Raw genomic sequence first — 15,849 nt, 5'->3', positions numbered from 1 at the left:
GAAGCGCGGCGCCAAAACAGGGAGATGCGCAAGCATCGCGGCACCACCCCCGTCGCATGACGACGGCGAATAGGAGATGGACCATGGCGACACGTCGTACCCTGCTGGCCGCCGGCCTGGCATTGCCTGCGCTGCGATCAGCCTCGGCGCAGGAGGTCTTCCCCAACCGCCCGATCACGCTGGTGATCCCCTGGGCCGCGGGCGGCTCCACCGATGTCATGGGGCGCGTCATCGCGCAGGCCATGGCGGCGGATCTCGGCCAGCCCGTGGTGGTGGACAATCGCGGCGGCGCATCCGGCACGCTGGGCCATGGCCATGTCGCGCGGTCGCGGCCGGATGGCTACACCTTCCTGCTGGGCACCAACAGCACCTATGCCATTGCGCCGCATCTGATCCGCAACCTGCCCTACGACAACCGCGCCGCCTTCACCGGCGTCAGCCTGGTGGCGCGTAGTGCGCAGGTGCTGTGCGTGCATCCTTCCGTGCCGGTGAACAGCCTTGCGGAATTCGTCGCCTATGCGAAGGGCAAGCCGGGCGAGGTGACCTATTCCTCCGCCGGCATCGGCGCCAGCAGCCACCTGGCGGCGGAGCTGTTCCAGGCGAAGTCCGGCACGCGGCTGCTGCATGTGCCCTATCGCGGCGGCGGCCCTTCCGTGCAGGGCCTGCTGGCAGGCGAAGTCGCCATGTCCTTCGTCGATATGGTCACCTGCCTGCCCTTCCGCGCCAGTGGCCAGCTCAAGCTGCTCGGCGTTTCCACGGCGCGGCGTTCGGCATTCGCCAATGACATCCCGACGCTGGCGGAATCCGGCGTGCCCGGCTTTGCCTCCTCCACCGATGTCATCATGCTGCTGCCCGCAGGCACGCCGGCGCCGATCGTGACGCGGCTTTCGGCCGCCTTGCAGAAGGCGCTGCAGGATCCTGCGACGAAGGAAAGGCTGACGACGATGGCGGTGGAGATCATCGGCAGCAGCCCGGCGGAGCTCGACACCTATTGGACGGAGGAGCTCGCCAAATGGGGCGAGATCATCCGCAGCCAGAACATCACCATCTGAAGGATTTTCGTGAAATGCTGACACGCCGCCTTGCCCTGGCCGCGCTGAGCGCGGCGCCCTTCGCGACCGCGCGCGCACAGCCCGCCTGGCCGGATCGCGTGATCAGCTTCACCATCCCCTTCCCCGCCGGCGGGTCGGCAGACCTGCTGGCGCGGCTCGTGGCGGATCGGATGGCGCCGGTGATCGGCGCCGGCGCGCGCATCGTGGTGGAAAACCGCGCCGGCGCCGGCGGCGTCATTGGCAGCGATTTCGTGAAGCGCGCGTCGGCGGATGGCCATGCCATCCTGCTCGGCACGCCCTCCACCCACGGCACGGTGCCGGCGCTGCAGCCGGACACCACGCCCTATGATCCCATCGCGGATTTCTCCGCCATCGCCATCCTGGGCCGCGCGCCGATCGCGCTGGCGGTGCCGAAGGATTCGCCGCATCGCGACCCGCAGGCGCTGATCGCCTGGCTGCGCGCCAATCCGGGCCGCGCGAGCTGGGGCAGTTCCGGATCGGGCAGCGTGGGGCACTTGGCGGGCGAGCTGATGAACCTCTCGGCCGGCGGGCTGCAGGCCGAGCATGTGCCCTATCGCGGCGGCGCACCGCTGGTGGAGGCGCTGACCAAAGGCGAGGTGCAATACGGCTGGGAACCGCTGGGCTCGCTGGCCGCGGCGGCGCGGGACGGGCTGTTCCGCATCATCGGCATGGGCAGCGTCGCGCGGCACCCCCTCTTGCCCGATGTGCCGACCATGCAGGAAGCGGGGCTCGCGGGATTCGAGGCCTCCACCTGGAACGTCATGCTCGGCCCGAAGGGCATGCCGCCCGCCATCGTCGCGCGGCTGAACGCGGCGGCCAACCGCGTGCTGGCGATGGACGAGGTGAAGGCACGCCTTGCCACTGCCGGCATCGACGCGGTCAGCGACAGCACGCCCGAGACCACCGGCGCCTTCATCGCGGGCGAGTTCGGCAAATTCAAGGACATCGTTGTTCGCGCCCGGCTGAACCTGGCGCGCTGAGGAATCGACATGAGTGACGTCATCGCGGACCGGCTGAACCGCATCTCCCCTTCCCAGACCACGGCCATGCGCCAGCGCGCCCAGGCGCTGAAGGCGGAGGGCAAGGATGTGCTCGCCATCTCCTCCGGCGAGCCGGATTTCGACACGCCCGAGCACATCAAGGAGGCGGCGATCGCCGCCATCCGCAACAACCAGACCCGCTACACCGATATCTCTGGCACCCTCGCCTTGCGCCGCGCGGTGGCCGCGAAATTCCAGCGCGACAACGGGCTGGACTATGCGCCGGACGAGATCCTGGTGGGTACTGGCGGCAAGCAGGTGATCTACGACGCGCTGATCGCCACCATCAATGCCGGGGACGAGGTGATCATCCCCACCCCCTGCTGGGTGTCCTATCCGGATATCGTGGGCCTGGCGGATGGTACGCCCGTGCTGCTGCCCTGTGGTCCCAACCAGGGCTTCAAGCTGACGCCGGAGCAGCTCGAGGCAGCGATCACGCCGAAGACGAAGTGGCTGATCGTGAACACGCCGTCGAACCCGACCGGCGCGACCTACAGCGCGGAGGAACTGCGCGGGTTATGCGACGTGTTGCTGCGGCATCCGCAGGTCCACATCCTCACCGACGATATCTACGAAAAGCTGGTCTTCGACGGCCGCCGCTTCACCACCTTCGCGCAGGTGGAGCCGCGTCTGCGCGAGCGCACGCTGACCATGAACGGCTGCTCCAAATCCTACGCCATGACCGGCTGGCGCATCGGCTTCGGCGGCGCGCCGCGGCATCTGATCAAGGCGATGGACAAGCTGCAGGGGCAATCCACCTCCAATACCTGCTCCATCGCCCAGGCCGCGGCCGTTGCCGCGCTGGAAGGCCCGCAGGATGCGACGGAGGCGATGCGCCAGGTCTATGAGGCGCGGCGCAACCGCGTGGTCGCCTCCCTCAACGCCACGCCGCATCTGCGCTGCCACCTGCCGGAAGGCGCCTTCTATGCCTTTCCGGACATGACCGCCTGCATCGGGATGACCACGGAGGCAGGGACGAAGATCACCAATGACTGGGACTTCGTCTTCGCGCTGCTGACGGAACAGGGCGTGGCCACGGTGAACGGCACCGCCTTCATGTTCCCCGGCCATTTCCGCATCAGCTTCGCCGCCGCCGATGCGCAGCTGGAGGATGCCTGCGCTCGCATCCGCCGCTTCTGCGAAGGGCTGCGCTGAGGCGCGCTATTCCCCGAGCAGATCGGGGAACATCTCGGCCAGCGCCGCCTCCTCCGGCAGTTCCTCGCCGGCGAAGCTGGCGAGGATCTCACGCAGGTCGGCGGGGCGCAGCTTCTCCTCCCCCGCCTTGCCGGCGGTCCGGCGCATCAGTTCCAGCACCCGGGCGCGCGGCGGCATCGCAACCAGGCGCTCCGCCGCCTCCCGGCTCGCCTTCTCCCGCTTCTGCTCCAGGTCATCCAGCGCGGCCACTGGCAGCCAGCCGGATTCGGGCAGGTCTTCGCGTGCGGGCATGGGCGTCTCCTCGGTGCTGCGGCCGTCATCCCCCATGGGCGGCGGGGCGGCAAATCAAATGCCGCAGGCGGATCAGACCTCGGCCAGCACCGCCTCCAGCGCCTCGGCGAAGGCGGCCATGGCGGGGGCGCTGCCGAAGGAGACGCGCAGCCAGCCGGGATAGCGGAAGCTGGTCATGGCGCGCGCCATGACGCCGCGCGCCATCAGGCGGCGATGCGCCACCGTATCGGGCATGGGCAGGCGCAGCATCGCGAAATTGCCGATGCCGTCGAGCAGCGGAAGGCCCAGCCGCGCCGCCAGCGCGGCCAGTCCGGCGCGGCCCTGGCGCACATGGTCGCGCGTCGCGGCCAGATGCGCCGTGTCCCAGACCGATGCCCGCGCCGCTTCCAGCGCCAGCAGATTGACGCTGTAGCTGATGCTGATCTTGCGGACCGTCGCCGCCACGGCCGGGGCGGCCGCCATCCAGCCAATGCGCAGCCCCGCCAGGCCCCAGAGCTTGGAGAAGGTGCGGAAGACCACCAGGTTCGGGTGGCGCGCCATCAGGGCGAAGCTGTCGGGGAAGCCCGGCGCCTCGGCATATTCGGCATAGGCCTCGTCCGCCACCACGATGGCGCGGCCATCCACGGCTTCCAGGAAGCGTTCCAGCCGCGCATGGTCCCACCAGCTGCCGGTGGGGTTGTTCGGATTGCAGAGGAAGATCACGCGCGTTTGCGCATCGATCGCGCGCAGCAGCGCCGCCTCGTCGAAGCCATCCGCGCGCAGCGGCGCCAACCGCGGCTCGATGCCCGAGAAACTCGCCAGCCATTCATAGACGGCGAAGGTGCGGTCGGCGGTGACGATGTTGCAGCCGGCCTCGCAGAAGGCCTTTATGACGAAGCCGATCACCTCATTGGCGCCATTGCCGAGGATCACCTGCTCCGCCTCCAGGCCGAATTGCGCGGCGATGGCGCGCCGCAGGTGCCAACCATCACCCTGCGGGTAGATCGCGGCCTGCGCCGGGTCCCAGCGGGCCAGCACCTCCCGCGCCGCGGGCGGCGGGCCCAGCGGGTTCTCGTTGTTGTGCAGTCGGTGCAGATGCGTCACGCCGAAGCGGCGCAGCAGCACGTCGTCCGGCGGCGCGGGCACATAGGCCTGGAAGCTGGCGACATGCGCCGGCACCAGCCGCTCCAGATCGAAGCCGCTCATTCCAGGGCGGCCAGCAGCAGCAGGTCGCCCGCCGCATCGGGGATCAGCGCCGCGGGGGCGAGGCCCGCCTGCACCAGCCCCTCCGCGAAGGCCGCATGCCCCGGCTGGCCGAGGTCGAGCACCGCGCGGAACTGCCCGAAACCCTGGCCGCGGAACAGCGCCACATTGCCCGCGGCGACCGCGGCCGCATCGCCCGCTGCCAGCAGCGGCCGCAGCGTGACGCGCCCGGCGGCACGATCCGTCTCTGCCGCCATGACAGCGCCGGTGGCGCGCCCCGGGGGCGGCGGTTCGCCGAGGTCCCGGCCTAGGCCCAGCCGGCGCACGCTGCGCGTCACCCAGTCGCGCAGCAGCGGCGGCACCCAGGCGATGCCGCCCGGGTCTTCCTCCAGCGCGCGGAACAGCACCGGCTGCGGGGTGCCCGCGGCATCAGGCAGGTGGCCCACCACCTCGAAGGCATCACGCGGCATGTCCGGCGCCGCGTCCAGCACCACCAGGCCCTGGATGCTGCCGCGCGCCAGCGCGCCGAGCGCGGCATCCAGCAGCGCGATCGCCAAGGCCTCGCACGCCGGGCCCGGCGGCAGCAGCAGAGCGGGGCCGGAAAGCGCCATCATGCGGCGGCCGAAGGGTTGCCAGAGCAGGCCGCCGATCGGCCGGCGCCGCGCATCCAGCGCCACGCGGGCGAAAAGCTCGCCCGCCGCGCGCTGGTCCAGCACGCGCGGCGCGATGCGGAAGCCGGCGCCGCCCAGGCCCTCGGCCTCCGCCCAATCCACCAGCAGGGCCAGAGTCGCATCGTCCGGGTCCACCGGCGCGCCGGCCAGCGGGCCGAGGCCGGGCGGCGGCGGATCCAGGCTGCGCGGGGCATAGCCGCGCGCCAGGTTGAAGCCGAGCAGCAGGCCGCTGCGCCCCACCGGTTCGGTGGTCAGCTGGTCCGCCAGGCGGGCGGCCAGGTAGAGGCCGACGGCATCATCCTCCGGATCCCGCATCCGCGCCTGGTCGAGCCCCGCGAGGTCGAGATCCGCGGTCGGGAAGCCGAGTTCCAGCCGCACCGCATGCCGCCGGTCGTGCAGCGCCAGGCTGACCGGGCCGGCGCCCGGGGGGCTGGCGGCCAGCACTTCCTCCGCGATCAGCGCCAGGCGATCCGCCAGCCGGGCCTCGATCCCCCCTGCGGCCCCGGCGCCCCGCACGAATTCGGCGCCGACGGCCGCGAAGCGCGGCCCGGGCGGCAGGCTAAGCCGCGGCGCGGCGTCATCGGCGGTCATGGCCATCCGTCATGAAGGGTGTGTCCAGTCAGCTGCTTCGCTTGTGCCGCGGGGTGGCGCCTTGATGTCGCCGGTTCGGCCGCAAAATAAACCTTATCGTCGTGGAAAGCCGCGCCAATCGCGACGAATGCGAGGTTAATCGAGGGCGACCGCGATTCAGGTTGCAGTTTGGCCATCCCGGGCGCATATAAGCTCGCGTCAGCCTTGTTCGGTTCGGCCTGCTCTCTTTGCTCCGATCGAGCGCCGAGCCTGCTGTCCGTTTCCCGTTAAGTCTGATCCGCCCTGCGATGTTGCAAGGCGGTCTTTCTGTTTACGAAGCGGATCTCATCCATGCCGATCGGCACCGTCAAGTGGTTCAACGCGACCAAGGGCTATGGCTTCATCCAGCCTGAGGACGGCTCCAAGGACGTGTTCCTGCACATCTCCGACGTGCAGCGTTCGGGCCTGCAGGAGCCGCGCGAGGGCGACAAGCTGCAGTACGAGCTGCAGCATGGCCAGCAGGGCAAGGTCTCTGCCGGCAACCTGAAGCAGGCCTGATCAAGCAGGACTGAAGCGGACGGGGTGGCCCAGGGCTGCCCCGGACGACACGCGGTGAAAGGGCGGGAGCTTCGGCGCCCGCCGCTTCCGCCATTCCACCGCCGCCCCGCGGGGTGGCACCGACCGCCTGACGCAACCCTGGCGCGTCACGCGATAGCCTCATCATCCGCAGCACGGTGGCATCGCCATCGGGGACTGCCCAAAGGACCAAGTGCAGACTTCCTACGACCGAGCCTCGACCCGTCTCCTCCATTCCAACGGGTCCATCACCCAAAACCAGCCGGCCAACCAAGCCAGTGCCGGCCCTGTGATTTCCAGCCTCACGCGCGAGGAAATCCGCCGCATCGTGCTGGACCGGATCGGCTGAACCAAGGACGCAGGGCGCGCGGGCTGCCTGATCGTCCTGCCCTGGCGCCTTCCGCCAGGGCATGCCCCCGTCCCGTGAGGATCGCCGCATGCCTCCGCAGCACCGCTACATCGTCGGCCAGCGCATTGAATTCGTGCCGGGCCGCTTCGACGGCTCTGCCCCCTCCGGCACCTACACCGTCGTGCGGCAGCTTCCCAATGATGCGCTGGACCGCGAATACCGGGTGAAGAATGCCCGCGACGGGCATGAGCGGATCATCCGCGAAAGCCAGATGCGGCAGGGCATCCTCGCCTGACTTCCGCGCCGTTCCGACGCCCTGTCGGAACGGATCCCGGCCTGCGCGGCCGATAGCCCCTTGCGCAGCAGATCCGTCCGCAGGGACGGATCGCCGGCGCAGTCTCCCCTTTCCTCTCCCGACTCAGCGCCGCTTCAGCGCGCCCAGGTCGCGCACCGCGCCGCGGGCGGCGCTGGTCGCCATGGCGGCATAGGCACGCAGCGCAGTGGAAACCTGGCGCTTGCGCGGGCTGGCGGGCTGCCAGGCGGCCTCGCCCTTGGCCTCCATCGCGGCGCGACGCTGCGCCAGCACATCCTCGGACACCTTCAGCTGGATGCTGCGGTTGGGGATGTCGATCTCGATGATATCGCCATCCTCCACCAGCCCGATCGGGCCGCCCTCGGCGGCTTCCGGCGAGAGATGGCCGATGGACAGGCCGGAGGAGCCGCCGGAGAAGCGCCCATCGGTGACCAGGGCGCATACCTTCCCGAGGCCCTTCGACTTCAGGTAGCTGGTCGGATACAGCATCTCCTGCATGCCCGGCCCGCCGCGCGGCCCCTCATACCGCACCACCACCACGTCCCCTGCCACCACCTTGCCGCCCAGGATGCCCTCCACCGCGGCGTCCTGGCTTTCAAAGACCTTGGCCGGGCCGGTGAAGGTGAGGATGGAGGCATCGACGCCGGCCGTCTTCACGATGCAGCCATCCACCGCGATATTGCCGGCCAGCACGGCCAGGCCGCCATCGGCGGAGAAGGCATTTTCGCGCGCGCGGATCACGCCCTTGGCGCGGTCCAGGTCGAGGCTCTCCCAGCGTTCGGCCTGGCTAAAGGCCACCTGGGTCGGCACGCCGCCCGGCGCGGCCTTAAAGAACTCGAGCACGCCGTCATCGGCGGTCCGCGTCACATCCCATTGCTGCAGGCCCTCGGCGAGCGTCGGCGCATCCACCCGGCTGACCGAGGTATCGATCAACCCGGCGCGGTCGAGCTCGCCGAGGATCCCAAAGATGCCGCCGGCGCGGTGGACGTCCTCGACATGCACATTGGCGACGGAGGGGGCCACCTTGCACAGCACCGGCACGCGGCGGGACAGGCGGTCGATATCGGTCATGGTGAAGTCCACGCCGCCCTCATGCGCCGCGGCCAGCAGGTGCAGCACCGTGTTCGTCGACCCGCCCATGGCGATGTCCAGCGTCATCGCATTCTCGAAGGCGGTGCGGGTGGCGATGTTGCGCGGCAGAACGGCGAAATCCTCGGTCTCATAGTGCCGGCGGGTGATCTCGACGATGCGCCGCCCGGCCTCCAGGAACAGGCGCTTGCGGTCGGCATGGGTCGCCACCACCGTGCCATTGCCGGGCAGTGCCAGGCCCAGCGCCTCGGTCAGGCAGTTCATCGAATTGGCGGTGAACATGCCGGAGCAGGACCCGCAGGTCGGGCAGGCGGACCGCTCGATGACCGCCACTTCCTCATCCGTCACGCTGGAATCGGCGGCCGCGATCATGGCGTCGATCAGGTCGACGCTGCGCTTCTGGCCGCGATGCACCACCTTGCCGGCCTCCATCGGGCCGCCGGAGACGAAGATGGTCGGGATATTGAGGCGCATCGTCGCCATCAGCATGCCCGGCGTGATCTTGTCGCAGTTGGAGATGCAGACCATGGCATCCGCGCAATGCGCATTGACCATGTATTCCACGCTATCGGCGATCAGGTCGCGCGACGGCAGGCTGTAGAGCATGCCGTCATGCCCCATGGCGATGCCGTCATCCACCGCGATGGTGTTGAATTCCTTGGCGACGCCGCCCGCCGCCTCAATCTCCCGCGCCACCATCTGGCCGAGGTCCTTCAGGTGGACATGGCCGGGGACGAACTGGGTGAAGCTGTTGACCACCGCGATGATCGGCTTGCCGAAGTCGCCATCCTTCATGCCGGTGGCGCGCCAGAGGCCCCGCGCGCCGGCCATGTTGCGGCCATGGGTGGTGGTGCGGCTGCGGTATTGCGGCATGGTCTTGGCGCGTCCTGGCTTGCGATGCTCGGCCGGCGCTTTTAGCGGCTGCGCGCAAGCCCGGCCAGACGGCAGGCGTCAATGCAGGACGCAGGCGCCTTCCTCCACAAGATGCAGGCCGGCCGCCGCGGTGTGGCGGGCGAAAATCTCGGCGCCGCGCAGCGCGGGGCGCAGGTCGCCCGGCGCCAGCCATTCGGACAGGCCGCCGATGGCCGAGAGGCAATCGCCGCGCTGCAGCGCCGCCACCAGGTCGAGCAGCACCGACTCGTCCCGGCCCAGCCCCGGCCCGCCGCAGGGCCGCACATCCAGCGGGCGCACCGCGCCGCGCCGCAGGACGGACATCAGCAGCCCGAAGCCCAGCGCCCCGGCCGGCTGCACCCCGGCCAGGGCCAGCATCCGCTGCCAGTCCGGCTGCGGGCCGGCGGCGCGGGGCCGTGGCGCCATCCAGGCGCGGAGCGCCGCGACCACCAGGGATTCCGGCGGCGCCAGCCCCGGCAGGTGGGTTTCGCGGAAGGCCTCGGACATGCGGCGCGTCTCCTCGGGTGGGCGCGCCAGCATGGTCCGTCGGCGGCGATCGGGGAAGTGTGATTGCGAGTCATTCTCATATGTGCGATGCAGGGGGCGGATTGAGGAACTGGATTCATGTCTCTCGCATCAGCCCTCGCGCGGCGCGCCCTGGTCCTCGCGGCGCTGCTGCCGGCCCTGCCGGCCGCGGCGCAGCCGGCCCCCCCGCCTGCCCTGCCGCTGGAGCTGAACCGGCTGGAGCCGGTCGCCGCCCCCAATGAGGGCTGCCGCATCTGGATGATGGTGGAGAATGATGCGCCCGGCGCCGCCGCCATCGCGGCGCTGCGGCTGGATCTCGTGGTCTTCGGCGGCGATGGCCAGATCGCCCGCCGCGCCGCGGTGGAGCTGGCGCCGATCGGCGCCGGCCGCACCGCCGTCCGGCTTTTCGACCTCGCCGGCCTGCCCTGCGACCGCATCAGCCGCCTGCTGGTGAACGAGGTGCTGGCCTGCCGCATCGGCGGCGCCGATGTGGCGGATTGCGCCGACCGCCTGCGGCCATCCAGCCGCGCCGGCGTGCGCTTCGGCCTCTAGGGAATACACGCCATGGAAACCGCGCACGATCTCTCGCCGCTCGGCCTCTTCCTCGCCGCCGACTGGGTGGTGCGGTCCGTGATGCTGATGCTGGTGCTCGCCTCCATCGGCGTCTGGGCGCTGGCGCTGGACCGCGCGCTGCGCTTCCGGCGCCTGGCCCGCGATGCCCGCGCCCTGCGCCGCTTCGCCGAGGATGGCTCGCCGCCCAGCCATGACAATGCCTGGGCCGAGGTGCTGGTCGCCGCCGAACATGCGGCGCGGGAGGTGGCGGGGGAGCCCGCCGGCGAGCGCCGCCGCCATATCGCCAGCGCCGCCCGGCTGGCGGTGGTGGAGCGCACGGCGCGCGCCCGGCACGGCCTGCCGGTGCTGGCCAGCATCGCCTCCACCGCCCCCTTCATCGGGCTGTTCGGCACGGTCTGGGGCATCATGAACGCCTTCACCGCCATCGCCCGCAGCGGCAATACCAGCCTTTCGGCCGTGGCGCCGGGCATCGCGGAGGCGCTGTTCGCCACCGCCCTCGGCCTGGTCGCGGCGATCCCGGCGGCGCTCGCCTTCAACCGGCTGTCCGCCATGCTGGGCGAGGCGCGTGGCGCGGCGAATGGCGCGGCGGAACGCCTGGCCCGACGGCTCGGCCTGGCCGGCACCGGCCGCGCCCGCGTGGCCGCCGAATAATGGCCTTCGCCAATCTCGAGGATGGCGGCGATGACGGCGAGGAGGGCGTGCTCTCCGAGATCAATGTCACGCCCTTCGTCGATGTCATGCTGGTGCTGCTGATCGTCTTCATGGTGGCGGCGCCGATGATGATGGCCGGCGTGCCGGTGGACCTGCCGCGCGCGGCCCAGGCGCCGGTCCCGCAGGTGACGCAGCCGCTGGTGGTGACGCTGGACCGCCAGGGCCGCATCTTCATCGAGGAGGCCGAGGCCAATCCCGCCGCGCTGGTGGCGACGCTGCAGCCGATGGCCGCCGCCGCGCCGGACCGCCCGGTCTTCCTGCGCGCCGATCGCAGCCAGTCCTATGGCGAGGTGATGCGCGTGCTGGCGGCGATGGCGGCGGCCGGCTTCGGCCGCGCCTCGCTGATCGGCGAGGCGGCGCCCTGACCCGCCATGGACCAGTCCCCGCATCTCCTCGCGGCGCCGGCACGCGCCACAATGGCGGCTGGCCAGATGTCCTTCGCGGCCGCTGAACCGCTGCGCGAGCCGCGCGGCGCGCATCCCGCCGCCTGGGGCGTGGCGCTGGCGCTGCATCTCGGCCTGGCGGCGGTGCTGATGCGCCCGGCCGCGCCGCCGATGTTGGCGGGCGGCGGCGGCGGCATGCAGGTGGGGCTGACCGGCGGCATGGCCGGCGGTGGCGGCGCCATCACCGAGGTGCAGCCGGAGGATCTGGCCGCCAGCAGCGCCCCCGCCGAGGCCCTGGCCGAGGCCCTCCAGCCGGCGGAGATGCTGGCCGCGTCCGAGACGCCGCCCCCTGTGGCCGCCAGTCAGCCCCCACCAGAGCTGCAGCGCGCCCCGCCGCCGCCGAACCAGGTGCCCGCCGCGCCGACGCCGCCGCCCGAGCCCGTGCAGCCGCCGCCGCCCCCGCCGCTGCAGGCCAGCGCGGCGCCCAGCCTGCCCGTCCCCGTCCCGGAGCCGGTGGCGGCGACGCCCCCGCCGGCCGAGGCGCTGGCCAGCCTGGCCGCCAGCCTGCCACCCCCGCCACCGCCCGCGCCGGAGCCCATGGTGCAGGCCGCGCCGCCCGAGACCCTGACCGCCACGGCGGAGCCGCTGCCCCTGCCGCCGCCCCCGGCCCCGCCCGAGCCCGTGCAGCAGGCGCGGCCCGCCCCGCGCCCCGCCCCCGCGCCGCGCCGCGCCGCGCCCGCCCCCCGCCAAGCCGCGGTGGCCCAGGGTGGCAGCCAGGGCGCCGGCCAGGCGGCGGAGGCGGCGCCCGGCCCCGCCGCCCCGGGCCCTGCCTCCCCCGGCCCCGCCGCCGGCGGCCAGGGCAGCGCCGGCCCCAGCCCCGGCGAGGGATCCGGCGCCCGGCAACTGCCGGCCGCCTATGCCGCGGCGCTGGTGCGCATCCTGCAGCGCAATCTGCGCTACCCGCCCTCCGCCCGCGAACAGGGCATCGAGGGCACGGCGACGCTGCGCTTCGTCATCGCCCGCGACGGCACGGTGCAGTCCACCCAGCTGGTGCGCGGCACCGGCTCCGCCCTGCTGGACCATGAGGCCCTGGCGCTCCTGCGCCGCGTCTCCCCCCTGCCCCGCCTGCCGGCCGATTTCCCGGATGCGCAGGCCATCGTGCTGGCGCCGATCGGCTTCACCATCCGGTAGGTCAGGGCAGTCCGCCCATGCTCGGGCTTTCCGTGCCCGGGCTTTCCTTGCCCGGCCTCGCGGCGCGGGCGGTGGCGAAGGCGCCGGCCAGGGCCTGGCGCAGCACCACCACCTCATGCCCGATGCAGAGGCAGCGGAAGCCGGCGCGCAGCGCGGCGGCGGCCTCCGCGCCGTCGCCCGCCACCCAGCCGAGCGGCTTGCCCGCCGCCAGGGCCGCCTGGCGCAGCGCCGCCGCCGCCGCGAGGTAGCGCGGATCGGCGAAGCCGCCGGGGATGCCGAGGCTGTCCGACAAGTCGAAATGGCCGAGCCAGAGCATGTCGAGCCCCGGCACGGCCGCGATCTCCGCCGCCGCCGCCACGCCGACCGCGCTTTCGACCAGCGCGATGGTCAGCACCGCCGCATTGGCCGTCGCCATCTTCGCCGCCGGGTCGCCGCCGGCATAGTGGTCATGCGCGAGGGAGAAGGCCAGGCCGCGATGCCCCTCCGGCCGGTAGCGGCAGGCGGCGACCAGGGCGCGGGCCTGGTCGGCACTTTCGACCAGCGGCATCATGATGCCGAGCGCCCCGGCATCCAGGATGGGCGGCACCAGCGCGGCCTGGGGCGCCGGGATGCGCACCATGGGCACGATGCCGGCGGCACGGGCGAAGGCGCATTGCGCCTTCACGCCCTCGATCCCCAGGCCCGAATGCTCCATGTCCAGCAGCACGAATTCGGCCCCCGCCGCGGCCAGCGTCGGCGCCAGGCCGGGGGTGAAGAATTCGAAGGCCATCACGCCGAAGGCGGCCTCCCCCCGCAGCAGCCTGGCGCGCACCGGATTCTCGACCATCGGCGTTTCTCCCTTTGCGCGGATGTTCATCCCGCGGCCGTGATGGCGTCCAGCTTGCCAGCGCGGCGCGGCACCCCTATGCTTAACTCCATGGTTAAGCAAATCAGCGCCCAGCCCGATCTCGACCGCATCTTCGCCGCCCTCTCGGACCCCACCCGCCGCGCCCTGCTGCAGCGGCTGGATGCGGAGGACGGCCTCTCCGTCAGCGAATTGGCCCGGCCCATGGCCATGTCGCTGCCTGCGGTGATGAAGCACCTGGACGTGCTGGAAGGCGCCGGCCTGATCGCGCGCCAGAAAACCGGACGCACCGTGGCCTGCCGGCTGACGGCGGCACCGATGGAGGATGCGATGGGATGGCTCGCCCGCTACCAGCGCTTCTGGACCGAAAGCCTCGACCGACTGGCCGCCGCCGTGGAGCGGATGCCATGACCACGACCATCCCGAGCCTGACCCTGGTGCGCCGCATCAAGGCGCCACCCGCGCGCGTCTTCGCCGCCTGGACCCGGGCCGAGATGCTGGCCCAGTGGTTCGGCCCGCACCACACGCGCGTGGCGCATGCCGAGGTCGATGCCCGCCTCGGCGGCCACTTCCGGATCGAGCTGGTGGAGGACAATGGCGCGCGCCACGAGGTGGGCGGCCGCTACCTTGAGTTGGAGCCGGAGCAGCGCATCGTCTTCACCTGGGCCTGGGCCAGCACGCCGGAACGCGAAAGCCGCGTCACCGTGCGCTTCCGTCCGCTGGAGGCGGATACCGAGGTCACCCTCACCCATGACCGCTTCGCGGATTCCGACACCGCCACGCGCCACCGCCGCGGCTGGACGGAATCCTTCGAACGCCTGATCGCCTTGAACGAAATGGAGGAAGCCCGATGATGGACGTGACCCCGACCCCGGAACACCGCTGGCTGCAGCGCCTGGCAGGCGATTGGACCAGCGAGGCGCAATGCGTGATGGGCTCGGAACAGCCCCCCGTCACCATGCGGGGGCGGGAGACGGTGCGCCTGCTCGGCGATGTCTGGATGATCGGCGAGGGCACCGGCGAGATGCCGGATGGCGGCACTGGCCGCACCGTGATGACGCTGGGCTACGATCCCGAGAAGGGCCACTTCGTCGGCAGCTTCATCGGCTCCATGATGACCATGATGTGGCTCTACACCGGCAAGCTTGATGCCGCCGGCCGCGTGCTGACGCTGGAGGCGGAGGGGCCGGACATGTCCTCGCCTGGCCGCGTCGCGCTGTACCACGACATCATCGAGATGCTGGACGACGACACGCGCAGCCTGACCTCGCGCATGCAGGATGCCGATGGCCAGTGGCAGCAGGTGATGTCGGCGCGCTACCGGCGGGTGGGGTGAGTCATGGCGCGACGCATCCTGCTGCTGGTCGGCACCAAGAAGGGCGCCTTCATCCTGGAATCGGATTCCACCCGCGCCGAGTGGACGCTGCGCGGGCCCTTCTGCGACACCTGGCCGATCCATCACGTCATCGCGGACCCGGCCACGCGGCGCATCTTCGCCGGCGGCGGCAATGAATGGTTCGGGCCGGCCGTCTGGCGCTCCGACGACCTGGGCGAAAGCTGGACCCATTCCAGCCAGGGCCTGGCCTACGAACCTGGCGAGACGCCGATCAAGGCGGTGTGGAGCCTGGCCGCCGCGCATGGCGTGCTGCATGCGGGCGTCGAGCCCGCCGGGCTGTTCCGCAGCGAGGATGGCGGCCAGAGCTTTGCGCATCTGAAGGGGCTGCGCGACCATCCCTCTCGCCCCGAATGGCAGCCTGGTGGCGGCGGGCTGATCCTGCACGGGCTGCTGCCGCATCCGCAGGACCCGCAGCAATTCTGGGTGGCGATCTCCACCGGCGGCGTGTTCCATACGGCGGATGGCGGCGAAAGCTGGGCGCCGCGCAATCGCGGCACGCGGCAGGATTACGCGCCGGAGGACCAGCGCTATCCGGAACACGGCCAATGCGTGCATTGCCTGGTGATGGCGCCGGGACAGCCGGACCTGCTGTATCAGCAGAACCATTGCGGCATGTATCGCAGCGAGGATGGCGGCCGCAGCTGGACCAGCATTGAGCAGGGCCTGCCCTCCTCCTTCGGCTTTCCCGCCGCGACCCATCCGCGCGACCCCGCCACGCTGTTCCTGCTTCCGCTGAACGGCGACCAGGCCGGGCGCTTCGTGCCGGAGGCGCGCGCCGCCGTCTGGCGCACGCGCGATGGCGGCGCGACCTGGCAGGCGCTGCGCGAAGGGCTGCCGCAGCAGGACGCCTATTTCGGCGTGCTGCGCCAGGCCATGGCGACCGACAGCCTGGACCGCGCCGGCGTCTATTTCGGCACCAGCGGCGGGGAGCTCTATGCCAGCGCGGATGAGGGCGAGAGCTGGCGCTGCATCGCGCGGCACCTGCCGACCATCTCCTCGGTCGAGACCCTGGTGCTGGACGGCTGA

At 71.6% G+C, this 15,849-nt stretch carries 20 protein-coding genes; 14 read left to right on the top strand and 6 right to left on the bottom strand.

What is annotated here, in order from left to right:
* Window positions 1–83: 83 nt before the first annotated feature.
* The 3 genes from J3S20_RS16970 to J3S20_RS16960 are packed head-to-tail and all read left to right on the top strand — an operon-like array spanning window position 84 to window position 3,268.
* Window positions 84–1,052 carry a Bug family tripartite tricarboxylate transporter substrate binding protein gene (locus tag J3S20_RS16970; RefSeq protein ID WP_216837702.1) on the top strand — a complete coding sequence of 323 codons (969 nt, stop codon included), beginning with the start codon at window positions 84–86 and terminating at the stop codon, window positions 1,050–1,052.
* 14 nt (window positions 1,053–1,066) lie between these two features.
* Window positions 1,067–2,053 carry a Bug family tripartite tricarboxylate transporter substrate binding protein gene (locus J3S20_RS16965; RefSeq protein WP_216837701.1) on the top strand — a complete coding sequence of 329 codons (987 nt, stop codon included), beginning with the start codon at window positions 1,067–1,069 and terminating at the stop codon, window positions 2,051–2,053.
* A 9-nt stretch (window positions 2,054–2,062) separates the two neighbouring features.
* On the top strand, window positions 2,063–3,268 hold the full coding sequence (locus tag J3S20_RS16960; RefSeq protein ID WP_216837700.1) for a pyridoxal phosphate-dependent aminotransferase: 1,206 nt from the start codon (window positions 2,063–2,065) through the stop codon (window positions 3,266–3,268).
* A 6-nt stretch (window positions 3,269–3,274) separates the two neighbouring features.
* Here J3S20_RS16960 and J3S20_RS16955 read toward each other — a convergent pair whose 3' ends face one another.
* From J3S20_RS16955 to J3S20_RS16945, 3 genes are all read right to left on the bottom strand, one after another.
* A complete protein-coding gene (locus tag J3S20_RS16955) occupies window positions 3,275–3,559 on the bottom strand; it encodes a hypothetical protein (protein ID WP_216837699.1) in 285 nt (94 codons plus the stop codon).
* 72 nt (window positions 3,560–3,631) lie between these two features.
* Window positions 3,632–4,744: a pyridoxal phosphate-dependent aminotransferase gene (locus tag J3S20_RS16950; RefSeq protein ID WP_216837698.1), complete on the bottom strand. Its 1,113-nt coding sequence runs from the start codon at window positions 4,742–4,744 to the stop codon at window positions 3,632–3,634.
* Window positions 4,741–6,003: a hypothetical protein gene (locus J3S20_RS16945; protein ID WP_216837697.1), complete on the bottom strand. Its 1,263-nt coding sequence runs from the start codon at window positions 6,001–6,003 to the stop codon at window positions 4,741–4,743. The genes J3S20_RS16950 and J3S20_RS16945 overlap by 4 nt, the downstream gene beginning before the upstream one ends.
* Window positions 6,004–6,333: 330 nt before the next feature.
* Between J3S20_RS16945 and J3S20_RS16940 the strand changes: the two genes are divergently transcribed.
* From J3S20_RS16940 to J3S20_RS16930, 3 genes are all read left to right on the top strand, one after another.
* A complete protein-coding gene (locus J3S20_RS16940) occupies window positions 6,334–6,540 on the top strand; it encodes a cold-shock protein (RefSeq protein WP_216837696.1) in 207 nt (68 codons plus the stop codon).
* Window positions 6,541–6,751: 211 nt separating this feature from the next.
* Entirely contained in the window at window positions 6,752–6,907 is a 156-nt protein-coding gene (locus tag J3S20_RS16935; RefSeq protein ID WP_216837695.1) for a hypothetical protein, read from the top strand.
* Between the two features lie 88 nt (window positions 6,908–6,995).
* The gene (locus J3S20_RS16930) at window positions 6,996–7,202 is read left to right on the top strand and encodes a hypothetical protein (RefSeq protein WP_216837694.1); all 207 of its coding nucleotides are present in this window, start codon (window positions 6,996–6,998) and stop codon (window positions 7,200–7,202) included.
* Window positions 7,203–7,325: 123 nt separating this feature from the next.
* Here J3S20_RS16930 and ilvD read toward each other — a convergent pair whose 3' ends face one another.
* Both ilvD and J3S20_RS16920 read right to left on the bottom strand, forming a co-directional pair.
* Window positions 7,326–9,182 carry a dihydroxy-acid dehydratase gene (gene ilvD, locus J3S20_RS16925; RefSeq protein ID WP_216837693.1) on the bottom strand — a complete coding sequence of 619 codons (1,857 nt, stop codon included), beginning with the start codon at window positions 9,180–9,182 and terminating at the stop codon, window positions 7,326–7,328.
* Between the two features lie 78 nt (window positions 9,183–9,260).
* Entirely contained in the window at window positions 9,261–9,707 is a 447-nt protein-coding gene (locus J3S20_RS16920) for a hypothetical protein (protein WP_216837692.1), read from the bottom strand.
* Window positions 9,708–9,824: 117 nt separating this feature from the next.
* On the opposite strand from J3S20_RS16920, the gene J3S20_RS16915 reads away from it, so the two are divergent.
* From J3S20_RS16915 to J3S20_RS16900, 4 genes are read left to right on the top strand one after another with little or no spacing between them, the layout of a single operon-like run.
* A complete protein-coding gene (locus tag J3S20_RS16915) occupies window positions 9,825–10,277 on the top strand; it encodes a Tat pathway signal protein (RefSeq protein WP_216837691.1) in 453 nt (150 codons plus the stop codon).
* Window positions 10,278–10,289: 12 nt separating this feature from the next.
* Window positions 10,290–10,949: a MotA/TolQ/ExbB proton channel family protein gene (locus J3S20_RS16910; RefSeq protein WP_216837690.1), complete on the top strand. Its 660-nt coding sequence runs from the start codon at window positions 10,290–10,292 to the stop codon at window positions 10,947–10,949.
* Entirely contained in the window at window positions 10,949–11,374 is a 426-nt protein-coding gene (locus J3S20_RS16905; RefSeq protein ID WP_216837689.1) for an ExbD/TolR family protein, read from the top strand. Before J3S20_RS16910 ends, J3S20_RS16905 begins: the two co-directional genes overlap by 1 nt.
* 6 nt (window positions 11,375–11,380) lie before the next feature.
* Entirely contained in the window at window positions 11,381–12,583 is a 1,203-nt protein-coding gene (locus J3S20_RS16900; protein ID WP_216837688.1) for an energy transducer TonB, read from the top strand.
* Between the two features lies 1 nt (window position 12,584).
* On the opposite strand, the gene J3S20_RS16895 is transcribed toward J3S20_RS16900, so the two are convergent.
* Window positions 12,585–13,409: an aldolase/citrate lyase family protein gene (locus J3S20_RS16895; RefSeq protein ID WP_216837687.1), complete on the bottom strand. Its 825-nt coding sequence runs from the start codon at window positions 13,407–13,409 to the stop codon at window positions 12,585–12,587.
* A gap of 90 nt (window positions 13,410–13,499) precedes the next feature.
* Between J3S20_RS16895 and J3S20_RS16890 the strand changes: the two genes are divergently transcribed.
* From J3S20_RS16890 to J3S20_RS16875, 4 genes are read left to right on the top strand one after another with little or no spacing between them, the layout of a single operon-like run.
* Window positions 13,500–13,838, top strand: a complete 339-nt coding sequence (locus J3S20_RS16890) for an ArsR/SmtB family transcription factor (RefSeq protein ID WP_216837686.1) — start codon at window positions 13,500–13,502, stop codon at window positions 13,836–13,838.
* Complete coding sequence (locus J3S20_RS16885; RefSeq protein ID WP_216837685.1) at window positions 13,835–14,281, top strand: SRPBCC family protein; 447 nt, start codon at window positions 13,835–13,837, stop codon at window positions 14,279–14,281. Before J3S20_RS16890 ends, J3S20_RS16885 begins: the two co-directional genes overlap by 4 nt.
* Window positions 14,278–14,763, top strand: a complete 486-nt coding sequence (locus tag J3S20_RS16880; RefSeq protein WP_246602957.1) for a DUF1579 domain-containing protein — start codon at window positions 14,278–14,280, stop codon at window positions 14,761–14,763. The genes J3S20_RS16885 and J3S20_RS16880 overlap by 4 nt, the downstream gene beginning before the upstream one ends.
* A 3-nt stretch (window positions 14,764–14,766) precedes the next feature.
* Entirely contained in the window at window positions 14,767–15,849 is a 1,083-nt protein-coding gene (locus tag J3S20_RS16875; protein ID WP_216837684.1) for a WD40/YVTN/BNR-like repeat-containing protein, read from the top strand.

Origin of the sequence: Falsiroseomonas tokyonensis, assembly GCF_019024325.1 — a bacterium.
Taxonomy (GTDB): Bacteria; Pseudomonadota; Alphaproteobacteria; order Acetobacterales; family Acetobacteraceae; genus Falsiroseomonas; species Falsiroseomonas tokyonensis.
This window is presented reverse-complemented; position numbering and strand designations above follow the sequence as displayed.

Bases quoted from the DNA above. Each gene is read 5' to 3' on its own strand.
- J3S20_RS16970 (WP_216837702.1), top strand. From the start codon at position 84: ATGGCGACACGTCGTACCCTGCTGGCCGCCGGCCTGGCATTGCCTGCG.
- J3S20_RS16965 (WP_216837701.1), top strand. From the start codon at position 1,067: ATGCTGACACGCCGCCTTGCCCTGGCCGCGCTGAGCGCGGCGCCCTTC.
- J3S20_RS16960 (WP_216837700.1), top strand. From the start codon at position 2,063: ATGAGTGACGTCATCGCGGACCGGCTGAACCGCATCTCCCCTTCCCAG.
- J3S20_RS16955 (WP_216837699.1), bottom strand. From the start codon at position 3,559: ATGCCCGCACGCGAAGACCTGCCCGAATCCGGCTGGCTGCCAGTGGCC.
- J3S20_RS16950 (WP_216837698.1), bottom strand. From the start codon at position 4,744: ATGAGCGGCTTCGATCTGGAGCGGCTGGTGCCGGCGCATGTCGCCAGC.
- J3S20_RS16945 (WP_216837697.1), bottom strand. From the start codon at position 6,003: ATGACCGCCGATGACGCCGCGCCGCGGCTTAGCCTGCCGCCCGGGCCG.
- J3S20_RS16940 (WP_216837696.1), top strand. From the start codon at position 6,334: ATGCCGATCGGCACCGTCAAGTGGTTCAACGCGACCAAGGGCTATGGC.
- J3S20_RS16930 (WP_216837694.1), top strand. From the start codon at position 6,996: ATGCCTCCGCAGCACCGCTACATCGTCGGCCAGCGCATTGAATTCGTG.
- ilvD (WP_216837693.1), bottom strand. From the start codon at position 9,182: ATGCCGCAATACCGCAGCCGCACCACCACCCATGGCCGCAACATGGCC.
- J3S20_RS16920 (WP_216837692.1), bottom strand. From the start codon at position 9,707: ATGTCCGAGGCCTTCCGCGAAACCCACCTGCCGGGGCTGGCGCCGCCG.
- J3S20_RS16915 (WP_216837691.1), top strand. From the start codon at position 9,825: ATGTCTCTCGCATCAGCCCTCGCGCGGCGCGCCCTGGTCCTCGCGGCG.
- J3S20_RS16910 (WP_216837690.1), top strand. From the start codon at position 10,290: ATGGAAACCGCGCACGATCTCTCGCCGCTCGGCCTCTTCCTCGCCGCC.
- J3S20_RS16905 (WP_216837689.1), top strand. From the start codon at position 10,949: ATGGCCTTCGCCAATCTCGAGGATGGCGGCGATGACGGCGAGGAGGGC.
- J3S20_RS16900 (WP_216837688.1), top strand. From the start codon at position 11,381: ATGGACCAGTCCCCGCATCTCCTCGCGGCGCCGGCACGCGCCACAATG.
- J3S20_RS16895 (WP_216837687.1), bottom strand. From the start codon at position 13,409: ATGGTCGAGAATCCGGTGCGCGCCAGGCTGCTGCGGGGGGAGGCCGCC.
- J3S20_RS16890 (WP_216837686.1), top strand. From the start codon at position 13,500: ATGGTTAAGCAAATCAGCGCCCAGCCCGATCTCGACCGCATCTTCGCC.
- J3S20_RS16885 (WP_216837685.1), top strand. From the start codon at position 13,835: ATGACCACGACCATCCCGAGCCTGACCCTGGTGCGCCGCATCAAGGCG.
- J3S20_RS16880 (WP_246602957.1), top strand. From the start codon at position 14,278: ATGATGGACGTGACCCCGACCCCGGAACACCGCTGGCTGCAGCGCCTG.
- J3S20_RS16875 (WP_216837684.1), top strand. From the start codon at position 14,767: ATGGCGCGACGCATCCTGCTGCTGGTCGGCACCAAGAAGGGCGCCTTC.